Here is a 17,309-nt window from a genome sequence, read left to right as displayed (position 1 = left end):
GTGGGCGGGACCCGGCCCAGCGGGTCGTACGTGTACGGGTTCTGCCAATACGGGTCCTGCGGGTCGGTCACGCCAGCGCCTCCTTACCGGCCGCACCTGCCCGAAATGTAGCCGACGATCCGTTGATACGTCACAGGCGCGGTTTGGCGACGCCGACCACATAGGGCGCGTCAGCCAGGGTCAGGTACACGCGATGTGGCCCGATCGCCATGCCCGACGGGGGCGCCGACTGGGCCGCCGGTGGCAGTCCCGCCGGGTAGCCGATGTTGCGGATCACCGGAATCAGCCGGCCATGAACTCCTGGTAGGCCGATGCCAGGGTCGGCGGCAGGGCCTTGACATTGCACTGCCGTTCGGTGTCGCCGATCGGCGCCAAGATGCCGCGCAGGTCGTAGTACTCCTGCGGATGGGCCATGAAGTAGCCCCGCAGGCTCGACTCGGCCTCCGGACGCGGCTGGCCGTAGGCGGCCGTGACCACCTGGTTGGCGCCTGGGTGCGCGGCCAGGTACTGCTCGGCCGAGCCCTGCACGGACGAAACAGTGGCGTTCACACCGCCGGGGCTGCAGTCGGGCGCTGCGGCCGCCGACGGCGCGCCGACGACACCCATGGTGATTCCCCCGAGCAGGCAGCCGGCACTGATGCCGGCCAGTCGCCGACGCGCGACAATACTGCTGATTTTCATGATCAGTGTGTCCTTCGAAATTGCGATTTGATTCTTCGACAGAGGCTCCCGATCCTCGAAAACCAAAGTAGCGGAAGTGGAAATTGGCGGCGTTCGCTGACGACGAACGCAAGAACCGTTAACCCCCCAATACGGCCACGGAACGAAGCCGTTCACTAAGCGAACGATCAAATCCGTCCGGCGATGCTGAGATTTCTTAGGGAGAACAGGGCAGTTCTTAGGGAATCGTGATCAAGATCGTGACGGCATCGTGACCTGCATTCGGCGCCCCACCGTTCGAGAACTCTATCGTTTCCCGGCCGCGCGACTCTCCGCTCAGATCGGGGAAAAATCCGGCCTGTGCACCGACGCGTGCGCGCTTTCGCTGCCGTCCTCCGCGTGGCCGTCCGTGCCCGCGGGCACCAGGGTGCGGAGCCAAGTCTCGAGGTCGGGGCCGAGGACGATCGCGTGATCGGGAGCCAGCAGTGCTCCCGCGGCGAGTGCGTGAACCGGGGGCGGCACGATGCGCACTGGACGATTATCGCCTTGCCGGGCAAGGACTTTCGATGTCAGTTCGGGCAGCCGGATGGCGTCCGGACCGGTGATGGTGCGCGGTGTAGGCGTCTGTCCCAGGGCCGTCTCGACGAGTACGTCCGCGACGGTGTCGGCGGCGATGGGCTGAATGAGCCAGTCCTCGACGATCACCTCGTCCCCGTCACAATTCACCGGCCCCGCGGGGCAGGTGGCGAATTCGAACCACTGGGTGGACTTCACGACGGTGGTCGGGACCGGACCGTCGAGCAGGATCTCTTTCGCGGCGCGTTTGGCCTCGTAGTAGGGGGTCCCGTCGAACACCGGATCGTCGATGCAGGCCATCGTCGACACCACCAGGCGCTGGACTCCCTGCGCGGAGCAGACACCCATGACGTTGCGGGAGGCGGTGGCCAGAGCCTGGGTGATGGCGGGCTGTCCATCGTCCGGCACGGGGTTGGCTACGTCGATCGCGACATCTACTCCCTTGAGCGCCCGGTACAGGCCCTCGCCGTCGAGCAGGTCGACGCCATGTGCGCGGGAAACCTCGACGACCGCGACGTCCCGGGCCTTGAGCCTGGCGACGACGCGGGATCCGGCTGTGCCGGTCGCGCCGATCACGGCGATGGTGGTGGTCAGAAGCCTCACCCCTTTCGTTTGTCGCTCATTACTACCCAGAGCATCACGGTTGAAACGGTCCGATTTGGCGGTAAACCCTTTCCCGTGATCGCGCGCACACCACCGGGAGCGTTTGACGGGTCAGGCCCAGCAGGACAAGGCCGATGCTCAGCGTGACGCGGGCAAGAAGGAGGCCGAAGCCGTGTCCGCGCGGGCCGGCGCGGAGGCCGCCGAACAGCGCCAGAAGGAAAACCAATAAGTCGTTGGTGAAGGGGGCCGGTCCCGCTCGGGGCCGGGCTCCTTCTTTGCGTCCGCGCAGGCGGGCGGTTTTCAAACCACCACGTCCGGTTATTCCTGGCGAGAACCGCCGGCCGATGGGTTAGCGAGGTGGGAGATGGGCCTGAGCGACCGGGTCGCGAGCATTGTCGCGGCCGTGCAGGATGTTGAAGGTCGCCACACGCATAGGGTCTCTCCTACCCACTTTCCCGCCCGCGCAGTCACGTGGCGGCGGGGCGGTCAGCGCGCCCCGGGTACCCCTTCGCGGGCCGCCACCGACCGCCCATCGCCGGTGTCGAACACCTCCACGATGACGTCGCGGTCCTGGTAACGGCCCAGCGACGTCAGCCCGGGCGTACGCGCGATGATGTCGTGGGCCGCGTCGCCGGTGAGCGGGTAATCGGCCACATGGTGACGCCAATGGGCGGCAACGATCGTTGCGCCCGGCTGCAGCCGGGCGCATTCGCGACGCAGCACCGCGGCCAGGGCCTCGCCCTGCAGGTAGTAGGCGACCTCGCTGAGCACCAGCAGGTCGAAGGGCCCGGCCGGCCACGTCGCGTCCACTGACGACCGGGCCAGCGTCACCCGGTCCCGGCAGCCGGCCTCGCGCAGCCACGCGTCCGCGCCGCGCACCGCCGCATCGGCCACATCGACCGCCGTCACGTGGTCGCAGCGCCGCGCCAGCTCCGCCGTCAGCGTGCCGATCGAGCAGCCCGGTTCGAAGGCGTGGCGGTATCGGCGGGCGGGCAACAGCGCGAGTGTGATGGCGTACTTGCGCTGCTCGTACCACCGCGTCGACAGCTGCCAGGGATCGTCGGTGCCGACGTACATCCGGTCAAAGTAGGCGTCGGGCAGCCGCGTGCTCACCGGAAGACCACCTCTCCCACGGCGAGGAGTCGCTGCAGGACGAACGGCGGCAACACGGGCGGCGTTTCACCGCGGCCGGGCCGCAACTGGCTCCGATAGCATTGCGCCGCTTGGCGTTTGCGATTCACGGCCCAGCCGGGGGTGGGGACCGAGCGGGCGCGGTCCCACGGCACCACGGGGTCGGCCGGGGTGGCCCAGTGCCACATCCAGACCGGGTATTCCAGTAACGCGGTGCCGGTGCGCGCGCATGCCGCTGCGGCCGCACGTCCCACGGCTTCGTGGTCGGGATGGCCGTCGCCGCGCCAGGTGGCGGCGCACCAGGTGTCGGGGCCGGCGGTCCGCAGGATTTCGACCAGTGCCCCGGTGAGCCGATCCTCGTGGTTGGCCAGCTCGCCGTCGGGCAGGCCCAGGCGCGTCGGGGGAGCGAGCCCCAAAACACCTGTTGCCCTGTGTAATTCGTACCGGCGAGTGGTCGCCAGGCGAATCCGGCCGGACAGCGTCGCTCCGGGCTGGGCGGCGCCGCCGTCGCTGACCGACACCAGCCGGACGTCGACGCCCGACGCGATCAGTTGTGCGATCATCGCGCCCAGGCCGAGGGTCTCGTCGTCCGGGTGGGGCGCCACGACGATCAGCCGTCGGCACCGCGTCAGATCCAGTGCCGGCAGGGGCCCGCGCTCAAAAGCGGCCAGCCACAACGGCGCCGGGGTGCCGCCATGGGTCAGTGGCTTGGCCGCGAACCGCGCGCTGCTGCTGGTCGGTACGGTCCTCACGGCGGCCTCAGCGCTGACGGCCCGCGAGCCGGCCAAGCTCGGCGAGGTCCCGCTCCGCGTGGCTTTGCCGGATGTAGATGCTCAGGTCGGCGACGCGCTGGGCGTGCCGGCCGTCCTGGCACAGCGGGCCCGGCCCCAGCGCGCGGCCGGTGCGGGTGATGGCTTCGTCCACCGCGTGTTCCACGATCGTGCGGACGCGGCGGGCCAGCAGTTGAGCGGTACCGGTCCGGTCGAACGGGTCGGAGTCGACCTGTGCCGCCGCCGTGGCCAGGATCGCATCGCCCGCGGCCAGCGCGGCATCGACGGCGCCGAGATGCGCCAACGAGTAGGCATCGGCGGATTCACTTCCGGCGCAACGATATAGGGGATCGGCGACCCTGCGCGCACCCCCGAGCCAGCAGGCGGCCACACCGATCGCGCCGTGCCAGAACCCGGGCCGATTCAAGTAGTCGCCGGGATCACCCACGGCGACGGCGTGGGTATTGGTGAACTGCACCGGCCGGGTATCGCTGCCGGCCATCCCGGCATTCCACCAGGTGCTGGGCAACGGCTTGACGCTTGCGTCCGTAACCTGCACGGCGAACAGGCCCCGTGTGCCGTCTTCGAGCCGGGCGGTCACCAGGGCGTGGGTGCAGAACCCGGCGCCCGAGCACCATACTTTGGTGCCCGCCAGGGAAAACGCGCCGTTGACGTCGATGGCCGTGAGGACCGCGTCCGAGGCTTCGGCCGCCCAAACGCCCCACAGCTGGCCGGATTCCGGCGGTTTACCGCCCAGTTCGTGAAGTATCGCGACGGCGTCGACGTGGGCTTCGGCGACCCTGGCCGCCACGATGTTCTCCTCGGCCAGCGACGCCAGGCGTTGCCAGCGTTCGGCGGTGCGGCCGGAGGCGGGTAGTGGCAGCTCGAGTCGCCCCGACTCCAGCCAGTGCCTGACCAATCCCGCCGTCACGCGCAATCACCCGCCACCGATCTCCCCAGTTGCCTGAGGTGGTGAGCGAACCCGTGTGGCGCCCGAGCCTGGGTTCGCGCCGACGTGATGACGGAAAGTTCGGTGTCACGGTGGATGCGGTAACCGGCGGCCTCCAAGCGCTCGGCCAGGTCGACATCCTCGCCCGAGGCCAGCGCGCGAAAGCCGCCGACCCGCCAGTAAGCCCGTGCGCTGAAACCCATGTTGGCGCCGTGAATGTGGTCGTGGTGGTCGTTCTGATATACCGGGTCCGCTTGGTAGGACTGCAGATAACGTTGGGCGACCTCGGCGCCGTGGTGGCCCCAGTCGGTAACCCGCACCACGCCCAGGACCATGTCGTCGCCGACTTCCAGCTGATGCACCAGCCAGCCGGGGTCGACCCGGCTGTCGGCATCGGTGGTGGCATACCAGCACCTGGTGTCGGTCCCGAACAGCGAGCGCGCGTAGCCGAAGCCGACCGCCCGCGCGGCGCCGACATTGTGCGCGTCGACGCTGATGAAATGCACGTCGGGCCCATACTCGCCGGCCAGCTGGTCGCTGCCGTCATCGCAGTCATCGAGTACCACAACGATAGTGACCGGGATCGGGGCGCACAGAGCGGCGGTGAGCACTGCGCGCAGGCAGGCGGGCAGTTTCGCCCGCTCGTTATGGGCGGGGATCACGACGGCGGCGGCGTCATAGGCGCGAAGCCAAGCGGTTGACACAACGGAAGACTTGCCCAATTGGCCGCATGTTAAACGGGCTACCAACCCTGCCGCCGCGTCCGCACAGGTTGTACCGTGCGCCAGCGGGGTATGACCTATGCATCATGGCACCCACGAGATCCACGCCGACGCGCCTCCGTCCAACGCTCGGTTGCGGGAAGCGCTGCGCGGCGCGGCGTCGGCGCTCAAGGAGCACGGCCCACCTTTCGCGTTGGCAGGCAGCTACGCGTTGTGGGCCTACGGCGCGCCCGAACCCACGCACGATGTGGACCTGGTGGTGGCCGAATCCGATGTGGACGACGCCGCGGCCGCCCTCAGCGATGCCGGCTTCGCCGTCGAACGTCCCCCGGAGGATTGGCTGTTCAAGGCGCGCACCGGGGATACGGTCGTCGATGTGCTGCACCGCCTCAACGGCGTGCGGGTGGAATCCTCGACGCTGGACTGCGCTAAGCAGCACGACGTGCTGGCCATCAGGATGCCGGTGCTGCCGCCGACGATGGTGCTCATCCAGCAATTGCGTTCCCTGGGCGAGCATCACTGCGACTTCGCCAAGCTGCTACCGGCCGTGCGTGCCGTCCGCGAACAGCTGGACTGGGAGCGGGTCAGGGCGCGCACCGCCGACAACGACTACGCGGTCGCGTTCCTGGTGCTGGTCGAGCGGCTCGGCCTCACGGCTCAGTGATTGCGCAGCTTGGCTACCAACTTGTCTTTCGTCAGGCTCGAATACCCGGACATGCCAAGTTCTTTCGCGCGCTTCTTCAGTTGCGGGACGGTCCAGTCCTGATAAGAACCCGACTTGCCGCCTTTGCGCCCGACCGAGGATTTGCCCCGAGCGGCGGCCGCATTTGAAATGCGGGCGGCCTTTTCCTTGGAGTCGCCCTGCTTGCGAAGGTCCTTGTACAACTTCTCGTTCTTGATCGACGAATTCGGCATGGTTCATCCTCCTATCTCACGATGAAACGTCCCTGGCGTCCTGGTCAGGGTGCCCGCCCGGGACGTGGTGAAAACCCATGTTGTTGTGAAAACCCATGTTGGCGCTGTGGTCGCGTAGAAGGGGGCCCATGTTGGTTGCTGCAACGCTTGCAGTCATCGGGCGCCCGGTGATGCAATGATGACAGCGCGAAAGCCCTCGGGGCGGCGCCAACTATGACCACCGTGACGAGTATTACCGATAGCACCGGCCCCGGTGGGGTCGTCGGTGCAGTCGGTCATTTGCCTGATGCGGGTCAAGCCGACGTCAGCCCCGCCCACCCGGCCCCGGCAGTTCGGTACGACGAGTTTCGCACCGGTGATGCGCAGGCCGCGCGACAATTTTTTTTCCGGCGCCTACAACCCCGGCTGGCACATCACCGGGCTCACGAGCCGCTCGCCCGTTTCCCATCGGCGCTGCGAAGCGGGTTCGTTGACGGTCGACGACGTGATGATTCCGGGTCGCGTCGCCCTGGAGATTCCGGCCCCCGACGGCGTCGCCGTGATCCAGCCTCGCGCGGGATCGATGAGCGTTGCCGGCGGTCCCCTAGCCACGGTGAAATTCCCGGTATTGGTCGCCCACGGCATGCCGTGCGTGCTGCAGTGCAACGGCGCGCGGTTCGACGTGGTGACCATCGCCGCGGACGTGCTGCACAAGGTCGCCGCGGATTGGCGTGCGCCGTTAGCGCAGCAGATCCACTTCCTGGATTGCCGCCCACGCTCGCGCACGGCCGTTCGGGCGTGGCATCGGGCGCTGGACTACGTGGCCTCGACACTGGCCGGCCCGGACACCGCCCACCAGCCGCTCATCGTGGCGGGCCTGGCTCCGCTGCTGGCCGGTGCGCTGCTGGAGTGTTACCCGTCCGCCGTCACCGAGCAGGATCTGGCCAACGAGCCCGCGTTATCCGAATCGGTGAAAGACGCGGTGTCTTTCATCCATCGACACGCCGCCGGGGACGTCAGCATCAACGACGTCGCGGCCGCCGTGCACTTGACGCCCAGGGCGGTGCAGTACCTCTTCCGCCGTCAACTCGGTAGCACGCCAACGGAATACATTCGCCGCGTCCGCCTCAACCGTGCCCATCAAGAGCTGTTGGCGGGGGCGCCGTCCAACACCACTGTGACCGAAATCGCGCAGCGTTGGGGTTTCGCGCACCCCGGCCGGTTCGCGGTGCTGTACCGACAGACGTACGGTCAGAGCCCGCACACCACCCTCCGGCACATGACCCCGCGGTCATGACGACGACACGCCGCTAAGCCGCAGGCCAGACCCGCCGGGTTCACCCCGAATCTCACCGGCTGTCACTTTCGCGCCATGTCGCGCCAAACGTGTTTTTCGCACACCGAGTTGAAGCCGAAACCGCCTGCTTGAGCATGAATTCCGGTCACGCGGTGGACTGCGCGGCGTCGCTTATGCGCACCGGCGGCACCGGTAGCCGGTAAGCTGTCATCAGGTTGAGTCCCAGCTGCCGTTTATCAACGGGCCCCATTTGGACACCGTCGTCGCTCGCCCTGCTCACTACAAACCCTGAAGGGCGCACTCAACATGACTGCCTTACCCGATCCACCTAAACCCGATCTGTATACACCCGAGCTGCTCGGACAACCGCGCAGCCGCTACCAAATCGATTGCGCCGGAGCGCAAATCCATGTTCACGCCCGCAGCATAGCCACCGTCTTGCGCATCGACGGCGAGGTCGACGCATCCAACGCCGACCTGATCACCGAGGCCATTCGCCGCTTTTCGCGGCTGAAGGCCCCGTTGATCCTTGACCTCGCTGGCCTGGACTTCCTTGCCGCCTCGGGCCTGCGAGCGCTGCTGGCCCTCGACGAAGAGCATCGGCAGGCCGGGCTGCGGTGCAGCTTGGTCAGCGGCGCGGTGCTGCGCCGGCTCACCCGGGTCGTGCCGGATCACGGCCTGCCCATTGCCGACTCGGTCGCTGCGGCCCTCGCGCACATCGAAGGCGCCACCACGGCCCGCCGTCGGTTGATTTCGGGCCCGGCCCGACAGCACGAACCGCAGAGCGACGCATCGACGCGACTTCGCGGGCTTGCTTCCTAACGGGTCAACCGGTGCATCAACTGGTCGGCGGCGTACCGGCCGCTGGCCACGGCGCCGTGCACCGTGGCCGGATTGTTGACGCCGACCGCTTCGCCCGCCAGATAGAGCCGGCCGCCGATCGGTTCCTGGAGCTGGCGCCGGTCATCGAGGCCGGAGCCGGGGGCGTGAAAAGAGTAGGCGCCGCGCGCATACGGGTCGGCGCTCCAATTCGATGTCTTGACCTCCACCGGCGAGATGTCATCACCGAACAGCCGGCGCGCGATGGGCTGCGCGGTGGCCAGCAGTTCCTGCGGCGAGGAGGACTCAACGGCGCGGCCGCGGTCACCGGCGTTGAATGCCATCACGATTGGGCCCGCCGCCGCCGGCAGGGTGAACCACTGGGCCCACCGGCCGCCGTCGGCGGCGAGGTATTGATAGAAGGCGTTGTCCACGGTCCAGCCGCGCCGGTTGAACCGGAAGAAACTCTTGGACAGCACCCCGAAGCCCAGGGCGTCGACCGCGTGGCCGTGGCGTTCGGGGAGGGGCGGATCGAAAGTGATGGCACCGGCTTTCAGCACGCCGAGGGGAACGGTGACGATTGCGGCGTGTCCCTGAAACAACCGATCTTTCGCCCGCACGATGACGGAATCGTCGCGCCACGCGATCGCGGTCACCGGCGCGTTCAATTCGATCTGTAGCCCGCTGGCGAGGAGCCTCGGCAGGGCGTCGTAGCCGTTGGTGATGATTACCTGGTCGCCGCCGGTGTAGTCACCCTCGTCAAAGGTGATGGCGGACAGCTGATTCGCGTCGGCGGCGAACTCGTCCTCAACCTCGGTGGTGAGGTAGAAGGCCAACTGGGCGCGGTCGGAGGTGGACAGTGCTTCGCCACCGACCGCGGCGTCGATCGCGGCGGCCAGGCTGCCGCCGTCGACTTGGAAACGCGCTCGCTCCACAAACGCGCGCCACAGTGTCGGGTCGTAGTCGAGCGGTGAAAGTCTGGGATCGACCACGAGCTTGGCCCAGCCGTAATAGTCGGTCGTGACCAGCTGCGCTTGCGCCTGCCGCGCCAGCTTCACCAGCGGGTTGTCCGCCGTGCCGTGGATCCACGACGCGCCCATCTCGAGCGGTGCGCCCCAGTCGCGGTCGGTGTGGACACGACCGCCGATCCGGTCACGGGCTTCGATCACGCGCACCGCCCATCCCGCATCGGCGAGGCTGCGGGCGGCCGACAGGCCGGCCATTCCGGCGCCGATGACCAGCACCGACCGGGTGCCGGGCCGCGGCGGTTGCGCCGACGGCGGGCGCCGGGGTGCGCAGGCGGCCATCAGCCCGCCGCCAACCACAGCCGTGGTTGCGGCGATGAATTCCCGACGGGACATCGGGTACACGGGTGTTAGCGTCTCACATCACAATCGTTTGCCGGATTTACCGAATCCGAACGGACCTTAGGGATAAACTTGCGCCAGTCCTTAACTGCGGCGACGGCGCCGTGTTCGAGGGGGGAGCGGCGATGAGTGCTCGACGACCGGCTCACGCAGTCGACCCCTACCCCGTCGTGTTGCCGCCCAGCGAGACCGTGACCGTCCGGGCGACCGACGGCACCCGGTTGCACGCCGAGGTGTTCGGGCCGCCCGACGGCTACCCGATTGTCCTGACCCATGGCATCACCTGCGCCATCCGGGCCTGGGCCTACCAGATCGCGGACCTGTCCAACGACTACCGGGTGATCGCCTTCGACCATCGCGGCCATGGGCGCAGCGGCATGCCCAATCGTAACGGGTACAGCCTGAAAGACCTTGCCTCCGACTTGAATTCGGTGCTGGATGCGACGTTGGCGCCGCACGAGCGCGCCTTGCTGGCCGGACATTCGATGGGCGGCATCACCATCGCCGCATGGTCGGCGCGTTACCGGCACATGGTGCGGCGGCGCGCCGACGCCGTCGCGCTGATCAACACCACGACCGGGGATCTGGTCCGAAAGGTGCGACTGCTGTCGGTGCCGCATGGGCTGTCGCCGGCCCGAGTTGTCGCCGCCCGCGCGCTGATCAACGCGTTCGGCGGGTTCCCGATCCCAAGCGCCGCCCGCATCCCGAGCCGCTACCTGGTCGCGATGCTGGCGGTGGGCAAGGACGCCGACCCCAGCATCGCCAGGATCGTCCACCAATTCTTCGAACAGACATCGCCCGCCGGGCGCGCCGGTTGCGCCCGGATGCTGGTCGCCGCGCTGGGCTCGCGATACCTGGAGCTGGACGGTTTGACGGTGCCGACCCTGGTCATCGGCAGCGAACGTGACCGGCTGACCCCGATCAGCCAGGCCCGCAGGATCGCAGGCACCGCGCCCAATGTCGTCGGCTTGGTGGAGCTGCCCGGCGGTCACTGCTCGATGCTGGAACACCCGCGCGAGGTGAATCGCCACCTGCGAGGGCTCGCCGAATCGGTGACCCAGGACGTGCGGATCAGTTCATAGCAAGGCGGTGATCTCGGCGGCCGCCCGCTGGCCGGACCTGACGGCGCCGTCGAGAAACCCGGTCCACTCGTCTGCGGTCTCGGTGCCGGCCCAGTGAATCGGGCCGACCGGCTCGCGCAGCCACGGTCCGAATCGTGTCCACGATCCCGGTGGGACCGCGGCGGTGGGACCGCCGGGCGCGAATTGTTCGGCGCCCCAACGATGGTCGACATAGTCGAGCGGTTTGAGCGCGTCGTCGCCGAACAGCGTAGCAAAGCAGCGCAAAGTGTCGTGGCGACGCTGCTCGGGGGACAGCGAGTCGAACGCGCGCGCGTCGACGAAGCCCATCAGGATGCCCGGCCCGTCCGCGTGCGGACTGACGTCGAAGGTGATGAAAACCGGCCCCGTGTCGGAAAGCGCTTGGCCGGAGAAGCCGTTGGTCCGCCAAAACGGCGTGGAATAAGCTGCATAGGCCTTGCTGAGCCGGCCCTGCGGCCAATGTCGGGCGAGTTGGTGGTACTCGGCGGGTAGCGGGGGAGCGAACTCGATCGATGCGCGATGCGCGGGCGGGACCGCGACGACGACGAATCCGGTCTCCGCCTGGCCAATGTCGGTGGTCACCGTCACCCCTGCGCCGTGCCGGTCGATGCGGCGGACCGGCGCGTTGAGCACGACGCGGGTGCCCAGCTCGGCGGCCGCGGCCTCGGCGATCTGCTGGGTGCCGCCCGGAAAACGGTCCTGTTGGGCACCGTTTTCGACGTCGAGCAGCCGGTCCAGGCCGCCGGCGGCATGCGTGTAGCGGGCCGCGTGCAGCATCGACACGTCGTCGGGTTCGCACCCCCACGTCACCCGGGACACGATCGCCAGCAGGTCGCGCGACGACGCGGAGGCGCGCACCGAGCGCAGCCAGCCGCCGAGCGACACGTCATCAAGCTCGCGCGCCCGGCGCGCGTCCCACGGGGCCGACAGCGGGATGGTGCGGGCGATCCGGTCGAATTGCCAACGCAACCGGCCGATGTCGAGCAGTCCCGTCAGCGAGAGCTTCGGGATGGTGCCGCGGTAGGAGTGCGTCCAGCCGCGCCAGTGGATCACGTTCTTGCCGTCGTGGTGGGTCGGGATGGTCGGGACGTCGAGTTCGGCCGCCAGCGCCAAGACGGCGTCCTGGGTGGGGCCGACGAAAGTGCCCCCCAGATCGGCGGGCAACCCCGCCACACTGCCGGTGAAGGACCGACCGCCGACGCGGTCGCGGCCCTCGAAGACGACCACATCATGGCCCTGGCGGGCCAGCTCGCGCGCCGCGGCAAGCCCCGCAAAGCCTGCGCCGACCACGACAACGTCGACAATCCACGGCGGATTTGTCACGCGCACCAGTCAACCGCATTTCTGAGATTTCGTACGGCAAATGCCGACACCCGCGAACGCCGACTTTGTTGCGCGAGATGGCCCGAGAATCTCGGAACGAGTCGACGTTCGCGGGCTGCCTAGGGGGCGACGGTGAGCCAGTCGGAGAACCCGGACGGGTCGTGGCGGCCCAGCGCGCCGTGCTCGTAGAGACCCCAGCCCTCGACCGGTTCGCGGTCGCCGTCGCGGCACACGGCGCGGCCGACGTGGTCGATGACGCCGAAACCAGACCGCGCGACGATCGCCGGGTCGGTCATGTCGTAGGTCAGGCGTTCGACGAACTTCTCGCCCTTCCACATGCCGTGCAGCCAGTCCGAGTCGCCGCCGTAGCCGCCGCCGACGTGGATGGGCACCGGCAGCTTGGACTCCACGTCGAAGTGGATTCCGGTGCCATCGGGAGCGGTGGCGTCGATCGTCGCGCCGGTCGGGATGCGGGTGCCGGAGCGGTAGTGGATCTTGACCCGCGGCCAGCCCAGCTGCTCGACGCGGCCGTCGCGCCAGATCCGGGTGCAGTCGTTGAGCGAGCGAAAGCCGTTGGGCTCCTCCTGAATGATCAGCACGATCGCGAACTCGTCGAATGCCATGGGCACGTACAGCCACCACATGCCCTCGAACGGCGGGTCGGCCGGCCGCCCCGCCGGCTCGGGTTCGCCGATCGGCCTGATGCCCCAGGATCGGTCGCGGCTACCCAGCCAGGTTCCGGGGTCGACGGCGATCTCCTCGCCGTCGATGGCGATGCGGCCGCTCCAGCTGCCGAGCTGAGCGAACCGCTGCGCGTCCAGCGTCACCCGGTTGCCGGACCGCAGGACGTGCGGCTGTTCCTGCACGACGTCGAACAGGCCTTCCCAGGTGAGATCGGCTGCGATGCCTTCGGTTTGGTCGAGGATCAGCCGCAGCTTGCGCAGCGGCTCGATGACCTCGATCCGGTAGCCGTTGACGTTCTGGTTGAGGCGATCCTGGTCGATGGCGTCACACAGGTGCACCGCGGTCTGGGTATTTCCGCGCCGGACGAGGAAGAACGCGTCCTTGATGCCGAGGTTGGGGTAGTAGCCGATACCGCTGATGACGAAGATGTTTCCGGTGCGGTCGTGTGCGTTGAAGTAGGAGCGATCGTAGAAGTTGCGGTCCGAGGAACCCGGCCACGCGATCGGCTGCGGAATCTGATGTACCGGGAACTCGTCGAGCGGTCCGAGCATTACTGGTCCTCTCCGATAAGGCGTCTCATCAACCCGGCGTGGTAGAACAGCGACTCCACGTCGTCGGGTCTCTCGGTTTCGCCGAAGTGCACGCGGCGCGCGCCGGTGCGCATGAACACGCAGGCCCACATGACGCCCGAATAGATGTAGAACCAGCGCAGGTCACCCACTTCCACGCCGGTCAGGCGCTGATAGGTGGCGCGGACGTCCTCTTCGCGCATCACTTCCGGCAGGCCGGGCAGCCCTGCCAGGCCGGTCAGTTCTTGAAACACCATGTGCGCGTAGATCATCCACGCGACGTCGAGCTCGCGGGGTCCGAGGGTGACCATCTCCCAGTCCAACACCGCCACGGGCTGGAAGTCGCGGTATAAGACGTTGCCCACCCGGGCGTCGCCCCAGAGCAGCACGGGCTCGCGCGCGGCCGGTTCGGCCGGCCAGTTGTCCAGCAGCCAGCTGAAGGTTCGTTCCAGCAGCGGCGAGCGGCCGATGTCGGGCACCGAGAAGTCGTACCAGGACCGCACCCAGTTGAAGTGCCGGCGCAGCGCGGTGTCGCCGTCTTGCCCTTCGGACAGGAAGCCAAAGGTGTTCTCGGCATTCGGGATTGAATGCAACTTGGCCAGCACCCCGACCGTTGCGTCCTGCAGCTCGCGCTGACGTTCGGCCGGAGCGTCGGCGAACCAGTTGTTGCCGAACGTGTAGGGCATGACGTCGGGCGGGACCACACCGTCGACGTAGTCCATCACGAAGAAGGGGGTGCCCAGCACGTCGCCGGTGGGTTCGAGCCAGCGCACCGGCGGGACGGGGACGTCGGTGAGTTCGCCGACCTTTCGGATGACTTCGAATTGGTGGTCGAGCCGATAGGTGGGGAAGACCTGCACGTCTTCGGGGGCGGGCGCCACCCTGGTCACGAGTTTCTGTTCGGTCGGCTTCCCGTCCTGCTGCCAGCGAGCGGAGAGGATGATGGTCTCCGACGACATGCCCGTCGAGTCGACGCCGCTTTCGACGGTGACTTCCGGCGTCGCCCCGGCGGGCAGCACGGTTGACAGCCATTTCGACATCACCGCGGGTAGCGTCGTGACGTCTCGGCTGGAGCGCTGAAGCCGGTCGACCTTGTCGAGCACGGGTTCATTGGCCACGGGTGCCTCCATTCTTTGAGACTTCTTCGCGGCAATTACGATACGGTAGGTAGCGTTATGAAAGCAGACCCGTCCGCCATTGACAAGGCCCCCGGTGCCGGCCGCCCGCGGGACCCGCGTATCGACTCGGCCATCCTATCGGCCACCACGGAACTGCTTGTCCAAATGGGCTATTCAAACCTGAGTCTGGCGGCGGTCGCCGAGCGCGCGGGCACCACTAAATCGGCGCTGTACCGGCGATGGTCGAGCAAGGCCGAATTGGTGCACGAGGCGGCCTTCCCGGTGGCGCCCACAGCGCTGGAGGCGCCGGCCGGGGACATCGCCGCCGACATCCGCATGATGATCGAGGCCACCCGCGATGTCTTCACCACCCCGGTCGTTCGCGCCGCCCTGCCGGGCCTGGTCGCCGACATGACCGCCGATCCTGCGCTGAACGCCCGGGTGATGTCCCGGTTCGCGGACCTGTTCGCGACGGTGCGGGTGCGGCTGAGTGACGCCGTCGACCGGGGCGAGGCGCATCCCGATGTGGACCCGGACCGGTTGATCGAGTTGATTGGGGGGGCCACGATGTTGCGCATGCTGCTACGCCCGGAGGAGGAACTCGACGATGCGTGGGTGGAGCAGACCACTGCCATCGTGGTGCACGGGGTGACGCGATGACGGGGCGGCTTGCGGGGCGGGCCGCGATTGTCACCGGCGGCAGCCGCGGACTGGGTCGCGCGATCGCGTTTGCCCTCGCGGCGGAGGGCGCCGCCGTGGCGGTGGCGGGGCGCACCGAGCAGGTATGGGACGAGCGGTTGCCGGGCACCATCGGCGAGACGGTGGCCGACATCGAGGCGGCGGGCGGACGCGCGGTGGCGATCCGGGCCGACCTGACCGACCGTGACGACATCGCCCGGTTGGTCGGTGCGGCGCGAGATGCGTTGGGGCCCATCACGATCCTGGTGAACAATGCGGCCTTTACCGCGCCCGGCCGCCCCCCGGCGCCCGGCTCCGAACCGCGCGCCAAGTCCGTCAAACCCGCGGCGGTCGGCGGCAAACCGGGATGGCCGGGATTCGTCAGCATCCCGCTGGCCGCCTACCGTCGGCATTTCGACATCGCGGTGTTTGCCGCCTACGAGCTGATGCAGCTGGTATGCCCCGACATGATCGAAGCGGGTCGGGGATCGATCATCAATGTCACCTCGATCGCGTCGAGAATCCCCGGCAATGGGCCATACCCCGACCGCAGCGGCGGCGTGCTGCCCGGGTATGGCGGATCCAAGGCGGCGCTCGAGCATCTGACCCAGTGCGCGGCATACGATCTCGCCGATCACCACATCGCGGTGAATGCCCTGTCGCCGTCGAAACCGATCCTCACCCCGGGGCTGGCCTACTATGCCCGAGAGTTCGACGAGACCGCCGCGTCGGACGAATTCGCGCGAGCCGCAGTCGAATTGACACTGGTCGATCCCGAAAAAGTCACCGGTCGCACGATCGGCCATCTGCAGGTGCTCGACGGCAGCTTCCGGCCCTTCGAGCCTGACTAGGCCTGCGTCTTCGCCGTGACCGCGTTGATGATCACGGCATGCAGCCGCTGCCATTTCGGGGACTGGAATCCCGCCTGCAGTAGCAGACGCTCGGCGCGGCGCCGGGTGCGGGCCTTGCCGCGACGGCCGACGGCCAGGGTCGGCACCAGCCACAGCGAAAACTGGTCGACGAGCACCAGGCTTCCGCCGGGCCGCAGCACCCGGGCGCACTCCAAGAGGCCCGTCAGCTGGTCGGACCAGTGATCGAACGACGTGGTGCTGACGACCAGGTCGAAGGCGCGGTCGGCATAGTTGAGATCTTCGGCCACTCCCCGGGTGAAGCTCAAGCGGGGGTCGTGGGCCAGAGTCGTTGCGACGGAGACCATTTGAGGGGCGGGATCGATGCCGGCGAGGTGTTTGGCGTTCGGGTAGCGGCGAGCGAGCAGTTGTAGCAGATAGCCGGTGCCGCACCCGATGTCGAGCACATACTCGGGAGCCGTGACCGTGGCCACGGCCAGGTGCGCGGTGCGCTCCGCGATCTCGTGGTGCAGCCGGCCGCGCCAGCCGCGGTCGTAGCCGGCGGCACGTTCGTCGAACGCGGCGACATCCCGATGCGGCGGCACACGCCGAGTGTCTCACCGCGCGGGGATTGGCGAGGCGCCTTCGCCGCGTCAGCACGGTGAGTGAGGGTGGTCCTCGCCGACCGCCCTCCGCCACCGCGGCTGCCAGCACCGGTAGCTCCGGTGGCACGGGCGGGCCGGTCAGCGAGCGCCGCGGCCGGATCCGGGCCGCGAGCCGCAAACGCCGGGTGATCTCGTTGGGGGTGATGCGCAGCCGGGCCCACAGCTTGTCGCGCACCGCCGGCACGAACCAGCTTCCGTCGGGCGGGTCGGCGATCTCCGCGAAAAACCGGTACATCAGCCCCCGGTTGGTGCGGTTCTGGGTTTCCAGCCGGTCGGCGACGTCGATCCGGAATTCGTTGCTCGCCACGTCCGACGAGGTCTCCCGCGGCACGTTGTGGGCGGCGTCGATCGCGTCAAGAGCGGTACCGATCCGCTCTCTTGCCTGTTCGGCGCTCATTCGGGAACCCACGCCTGAAGGGTATCGAACATACATACTGCTTATCTGCTTAAGTGGACTAACGGCCTAGAATTCTCCAAATATGTTGCTAGGCAAGGCTTCTAAAGCAAATTCTTCGTCCAGTTCTTCGTCACGGAGG

Annotated in this window: 18 protein-coding genes and 2 pseudogenes; 7 read left to right on the top strand and 13 right to left on the bottom strand. The window is 68.0% G+C overall.

All coding sequences use genetic code 11. From position 1 onward, the window contains the following. Positions 1–130: 130 nt before the first annotated feature. The 3 genes from AWC17_RS32055 to AWC17_RS14190 form a co-directional block, all read right to left on the bottom strand. Positions 131–277: a hypothetical protein gene (locus tag AWC17_RS32055; protein WP_167385586.1), complete on the bottom strand. Its 147-nt coding sequence runs from the start codon at positions 275–277 to the stop codon at positions 131–133. A 5-nt stretch (positions 278–282) separates the two neighbouring features. Beyond that, positions 283–681, bottom strand: a complete 399-nt coding sequence (locus AWC17_RS14195) for a heme-binding protein (RefSeq protein ID WP_046185423.1) — start codon at positions 679–681, stop codon at positions 283–285. Between the two features lie 315 nt (positions 682–996). Continuing rightward, complete coding sequence (locus AWC17_RS14190; RefSeq protein ID WP_046185417.1) at positions 997–1,839, bottom strand: SDR family oxidoreductase; 843 nt, start codon at positions 1,837–1,839, stop codon at positions 997–999. Between the two features lie 94 nt (positions 1,840–1,933). Here AWC17_RS14190 and AWC17_RS14185 point away from each other — a divergent pair. Further along, positions 1,934–2,068: pseudogene (locus AWC17_RS14185) on the top strand (microaggregate-binding protein 1); the annotation flags it as partial. A gap of 257 nt (positions 2,069–2,325) precedes the next feature. Here the strand turns inward: AWC17_RS14185 and AWC17_RS14180 are convergent. The 4 genes from AWC17_RS14180 to AWC17_RS14165 are packed head-to-tail and all read right to left on the bottom strand — an operon-like array spanning position 2,326 to position 5,393. Continuing rightward, on the bottom strand, positions 2,326–2,952 hold the full coding sequence (locus tag AWC17_RS14180) for an SAM-dependent methyltransferase (protein ID WP_082123112.1): 627 nt from the start codon (positions 2,950–2,952) through the stop codon (positions 2,326–2,328). Beyond that, the gene (locus AWC17_RS14175; protein ID WP_046185420.1) at positions 2,949–3,722 is read right to left on the bottom strand and encodes a PIG-L deacetylase family protein; all 774 of its coding nucleotides are present in this window, start codon (positions 3,720–3,722) and stop codon (positions 2,949–2,951) included. The genes AWC17_RS14180 and AWC17_RS14175 overlap by 4 nt, the downstream gene beginning before the upstream one ends. Positions 3,723–3,729: 7 nt before the next feature. Beyond that, positions 3,730–4,671, bottom strand: coding sequence for an acyl-CoA/acyl-ACP dehydrogenase (locus AWC17_RS14170; protein WP_046185416.1), 942 nt, complete (start codon positions 4,669–4,671; stop codon positions 3,730–3,732). After that, complete coding sequence (locus tag AWC17_RS14165) at positions 4,668–5,393, bottom strand: glycosyltransferase family 2 protein (RefSeq protein WP_046185415.1); 726 nt, start codon at positions 5,391–5,393, stop codon at positions 4,668–4,670. Before AWC17_RS14165 ends, AWC17_RS14170 begins: the two co-directional genes overlap by 4 nt. A 97-nt stretch (positions 5,394–5,490) precedes the next feature. On the opposite strand from AWC17_RS14165, the gene AWC17_RS14160 reads away from it, so the two are divergent. Continuing rightward, positions 5,491–6,075 (top strand): nucleotidyltransferase family protein, encoded by a 585-nt coding sequence (locus AWC17_RS14160; protein WP_046185414.1) that lies wholly within the window; start codon positions 5,491–5,493, stop codon positions 6,073–6,075. Here the strand turns inward: AWC17_RS14160 and AWC17_RS14155 are convergent. Further along, complete coding sequence (locus tag AWC17_RS14155; RefSeq protein WP_007168278.1) at positions 6,069–6,326, bottom strand: DUF7218 family protein; 258 nt, start codon at positions 6,324–6,326, stop codon at positions 6,069–6,071. The genes AWC17_RS14160 and AWC17_RS14155 overlap by 7 nt on opposite strands. A 213-nt stretch (positions 6,327–6,539) precedes the next feature. Between AWC17_RS14155 and AWC17_RS14150 the strand changes: the two are divergent. Together AWC17_RS14150 and AWC17_RS14145 are read left to right on the top strand one after the other, a co-directional pair. Further along, positions 6,540–7,602: pseudogene (locus AWC17_RS14150) on the top strand (AraC family transcriptional regulator). Positions 7,603–7,908: 306 nt separating this feature from the next. Continuing rightward, positions 7,909–8,424 (top strand): STAS domain-containing protein, encoded by a 516-nt coding sequence (locus AWC17_RS14145; protein ID WP_082123111.1) that lies wholly within the window; start codon positions 7,909–7,911, stop codon positions 8,422–8,424. Here AWC17_RS14145 and AWC17_RS14140 read toward each other — a convergent pair. Then, entirely contained in the window at positions 8,421–9,782 is a 1,362-nt protein-coding gene (locus AWC17_RS14140) for a flavin monoamine oxidase family protein (protein ID WP_047324154.1), read from the bottom strand. The genes AWC17_RS14145 and AWC17_RS14140 overlap by 4 nt on opposite strands. A 131-nt stretch (positions 9,783–9,913) precedes the next feature. Here AWC17_RS14140 and AWC17_RS14135 point away from each other — a divergent pair, with 131 nt between their 5' ends. Continuing rightward, on the top strand, positions 9,914–10,870 hold the full coding sequence (locus AWC17_RS14135) for an alpha/beta fold hydrolase (protein WP_046185954.1): 957 nt from the start codon (positions 9,914–9,916) through the stop codon (positions 10,868–10,870). Here AWC17_RS14135 and AWC17_RS14130 read toward each other — a convergent pair. The 3 genes from AWC17_RS14130 to AWC17_RS14120 form a co-directional block, all read right to left on the bottom strand. After that, on the bottom strand, positions 10,865–12,211 hold the full coding sequence (locus tag AWC17_RS14130) for a flavin monoamine oxidase family protein (RefSeq protein WP_047324155.1): 1,347 nt from the start codon (positions 12,209–12,211) through the stop codon (positions 10,865–10,867). The two genes, AWC17_RS14135 and AWC17_RS14130, sit on opposite strands and share 6 nt — an antisense overlap. A gap of 119 nt (positions 12,212–12,330) precedes the next feature. After that, the gene (locus AWC17_RS14125; protein ID WP_046185955.1) at positions 12,331–13,446 is read right to left on the bottom strand and encodes an Rv3169 family protein; all 1,116 of its coding nucleotides are present in this window, start codon (positions 13,444–13,446) and stop codon (positions 12,331–12,333) included. Continuing rightward, positions 13,446–14,582: a phosphotransferase family protein gene (locus AWC17_RS14120; RefSeq protein WP_046185959.1), complete on the bottom strand. Its 1,137-nt coding sequence runs from the start codon at positions 14,580–14,582 to the stop codon at positions 13,446–13,448. The genes AWC17_RS14125 and AWC17_RS14120 overlap by 1 nt, the downstream gene beginning before the upstream one ends. A 57-nt stretch (positions 14,583–14,639) precedes the next feature. Here AWC17_RS14120 and AWC17_RS14115 point away from each other — a divergent pair, with 57 nt between their 5' ends. Both AWC17_RS14115 and AWC17_RS14110 read left to right on the top strand, forming a co-directional pair. Then, positions 14,640–15,242: a TetR/AcrR family transcriptional regulator gene (locus AWC17_RS14115; protein ID WP_046185956.1), complete on the top strand. Its 603-nt coding sequence runs from the start codon at positions 14,640–14,642 to the stop codon at positions 15,240–15,242. Next, positions 15,239–16,111, top strand: a complete 873-nt coding sequence (locus AWC17_RS14110; RefSeq protein WP_046185957.1) for an SDR family NAD(P)-dependent oxidoreductase — start codon at positions 15,239–15,241, stop codon at positions 16,109–16,111. Before AWC17_RS14115 ends, AWC17_RS14110 begins: the two co-directional genes overlap by 4 nt. Here the strand turns inward: AWC17_RS14110 and AWC17_RS14105 are convergent. After that, positions 16,108–16,713, bottom strand: coding sequence for a class I SAM-dependent methyltransferase (locus AWC17_RS14105; protein ID WP_052742821.1), 606 nt, complete (start codon positions 16,711–16,713; stop codon positions 16,108–16,110). The two genes, AWC17_RS14110 and AWC17_RS14105, sit on opposite strands and share 4 nt — an antisense overlap. Positions 16,714–17,309: the final 596 nt, after the last annotated feature.

Source organism: Mycobacterium nebraskense (assembly GCF_002102255.1).
GTDB lineage: Bacteria > Actinomycetota > Actinomycetes > Mycobacteriales > Mycobacteriaceae > Mycobacterium > Mycobacterium nebraskense.
This window is presented reverse-complemented; position numbering and strand designations above follow the sequence as displayed.